2 protein-coding genes are annotated in these 3,437 nt (G+C 40.2%); both read right to left on the bottom strand.

What is annotated here, in order from left to right; translation table 11 throughout:
• Positions 1-266 precede the first annotated feature (266 nt).
• Positions 267-1,826: a ribonuclease Y gene (gene rny / locus V7124_RS01150; protein WP_335413610.1), complete on the bottom strand. Its 1,560-nt coding sequence runs from the start codon at positions 1,824-1,826 to the stop codon at positions 267-269.
• Between the two features lie 312 nt (positions 1,827-2,138).
• Positions 2,139-3,182, bottom strand: a complete 1,044-nt coding sequence (gene recA, locus V7124_RS01145; protein WP_335485101.1) for a recombinase RecA — start codon at positions 3,180-3,182, stop codon at positions 2,139-2,141.
• Between the last annotated feature and the right edge of the window lie 255 nt (positions 3,183-3,437).

The raw sequence follows: 3,437 nt of genomic DNA, 5'->3' as shown, positions 1-3,437 counted from the left end.
CAGGCGGTCTCTGCCTGTCGCGAGGCACTTCGCTTTCCGCGGGTGGTCGGTGAGCCTCCTCGCCGCTGCGCGTCTGCGGGGTCTCACCCTGACCTGCTAATCCCGCAGGACTTTGAATTTACATCCTTGAGTTTGCCCACGCACGAAGAAAATGCGATAGCATTTTCGAGGAGTCTCGTGCCTTCCGCGCAAATCAACAGCTAATAAATTCAAAAGTATTCATCCATTAACACAGTCAAAAAATAAAGCAGTGCTTTCGCACCGCTTTATTTTGCGTATTCCACAGCCCGTGTTTCACGGATGACTGTTACTTTAATATGTCCTGGATAATCAAGCTCTTCTTCTATTCGTTTGCGAATATCTCGAGCTAGACGATGTGCAGCTAAATCATCAACTGCATCAGGTCTTACAATGATACGCACTTCGCGACCAGCTTGAATCGCAAAGGATTTCTCAACACCATCATAGGACTCAGAAATTTCCTCTAGCTTTTCTAAGCGGCGGATATAGTTTTCAAGAGTCTCACTGCGTGCACCTGGTCTAGCAGCTGATAAAGCATCAGCAGCAGCAACTAGAACGGAAATAATTGATGTTGGTGCAGTATCCCCATGATGTGAAGCAATACTATTGATAACAACTGGGTGTTCCTTGTACTTAGTTGCAAGCTCAACCCCAATTTCAACATGGCTTCCTTCCACTTCATGGTCAATTGCTTTTCCGATGTCGTGTAGTAAACCTGCACGACGTGCTAGTGTTTCATCCTCTCCAAGTTCAGCTGCAAGCAATCCTGAAAGCTGTGCAACCTCCATTGAATGTTTTAAAACATTTTGTCCGTAACTTGTACGGAACTTCAATCGTCCAAGAATTTTTATTAGGTCTGGATGCAATCCGTGAACTCCGACTTCAAAGGTCGTTTGTTCACCTACTTCACGAATATACTCATCCACTTCTCGACGAGATTTCTCAACCATTTCCTCGATACGTGCAGGATGGATACGTCCGTCTTGGACTAACTTTTCAAGCGCCAATCGGGCAGTTTCTCGACGTATTGGGTCGAAGCCTGATAGAATAACAGCCTCTGGAGTATCATCGATAATCAAATCAATTCCAGTTAGTGTCTCAAGTGTACGGATATTTCTTCCTTCACGGCCTATGATACGGCCCTTCATTTCATCATTTGGAAGGTTGACTACAGAAACTGTCGTTTCCGCAACATGATCAGCAGCGCAACGTTGGATTGCGAGCGATAGGATTTCCTTCGCTTTTTTATCTGATTCTTCCTTCACGCGGTTTTCACTTTCCTTAATCATTATCGCAGTCTCGTAGGTTAACTCCTGCTCCATTTTATCGATAATGATGTGCTTTGCTTCCTCGCGCGTCAAACTTGAAATACGTTCAAGTTCAGTTTGTTGTTTTCGTACCAGTTCGTCCACTTTGCTTTCCATCTGTTCAATATGCTGTTGTCTTTGGTTTAGAGAATCATCCTTCTTTTCTAATAGAATTTCTCGTTTATTTAACGAGTCATCCTTTCGATCTAAATTCTCTTCTCTTTGCAGTAAACGGTTTTCTTGTTTTTGCAGTTCATTTCTTCGTTCTCGAACCTCACGTTCGGCTTCTGTACGAAGCTTGTGAATTTCATCCTTTGCCTCAAGCAAAGCTTCTTTTTTCACTGAATCAGCGTCTCGCTTTGCATCTTCAAGAATCTGCTCTGCAGCATTCTTTGCACCTGCTATTTTTGCCTCAGAAATAGATCTACGAGCAAAATAGCCAACAACGGCACCGACGATAATGCCAAGCAAAATGGAGATGATAGTAATAGTGTCCATCGTTACACCTCCTCTTGCTATGAACTTTTTAACATTTTTTAAGTGTCGGCATGTATATTGGTTTGGTTCAACATACAGCAAGCACCAAGCTTTTCAATGTAATATTAACAAAAATGTAAAATATACATTTTAATTGTAAATGTGTGTATATTCATTGTCAAGGGTAAGTCCTGCTAGCTTTTTGAAATATTTGGACTTTGTTCATATTTTTTCAAGTAAAATATTCTGTATATATGAATAAATATGCAACTTCACTTATATTTATACGATTTTATCAAAAAAAGCAAAACCCATCAGGCTTTGCTTTTAATATTAGTCTATTAATTCAAATTGCTCATCATCATCTGTTTCTGTGACTATTTTTTCTCCATCTAATCCGAAGTGATCACGAATTTTCTGTTGAATTTCAAGCGCAATACTTGGATTTTCTTTAAGGAACGTCTTTGCATTTTCTCGCCCTTGGCCAATTCTTTCTTCATTATATGAATACCAAGAACCACTCTTTTGAACAATATCTAATTCAGAGCCGATGTCAACGAGTTCACCCACTTTAGATATACCTTCACCATACATAATATCCACTTCAGCCGTACGGAATGGCGGCGCAACCTTATTTTTAACAATCTTAATCTTCGTTTTGTTTCCAATTATATCTGTACCTTGCTTAAGTGCTTCTCCGCGTCGTACTTCAACACGAACAGTAGAGTAGAATTTTAACGCGCGTCCACCAGGTGTCGTTTCAGGGTTCCCGAACATAACACCAATCTTTTCACGAATTTGGTTTATAAAGATTGCGATTGTTTTCGATTTGTTAATGACACCAGAAAGTTTACGGAGTGCTTGAGACATCAAGCGTGCTTGAAGACCCATATGAGAATCTCCCATTTCTCCTTCAATTTCTGCTTTCGGAACTAATGCAGCAACGGAATCGATTATTAGAATATCAATTGCACCGCTTCGTACAAGAGCCTCTGCGATTTCTAAGGCCTGTTCCCCTGTGTCAGGTTGAGATAACAATAACTCATCAATGTTTACTCCTAGTTTTTGTGCATATGCTGGGTCAAGGGCATGCTCAGCATCGATAAACGCTGCTTGTCCGCCTGCAGCTTGTACTTCTGCAATTGCATGTAAGGCTACTGTTGTTTTACCTGAGCTTTCAGGGCCGTAAATTTCAATAATACGTCCTCTCGGATATCCACCAACACCAAGTGCTGCATCAATGGCTAACGAGCCGCTTGGGCTTGTTAAAATCCTAGTATCAGTTTTCTCTCCCATTTTCATAATGGAGCCTTTACCGAATTGCTTTTCAATCTGTTTGAGCGCCATTTCTAAGGCCGCTTTACGATCATTACTCACTACTAGTTCCTCCCTTATATATAAACCAAAAAGTTAATAGCCAGATCTTTATTTAGAACCTATTAATAATATAACCTCTTTTGCGGCATTTGTCGAGCAAAAAAACGAACATTCATTCGATTTTTTCGAGCCTATTAATCATGTAAAAATAGGTAATTCATCTAGGCATTTATGTATTTTTGAATCAGATTTTATACAGAAAGTTACTTTTTCTACCTTTTTCAGATATTTTCATTTTTAATAAAGGCTGTATTA

Origin of the sequence: Neobacillus niacini, assembly GCF_036961885.1 — a bacterium.
Lineage (GTDB): Bacteria > Bacillota > Bacilli > Bacillales > Cytobacillaceae > Neobacillus > Neobacillus niacini_H.
This window is presented reverse-complemented; position numbering and strand designations above follow the sequence as displayed.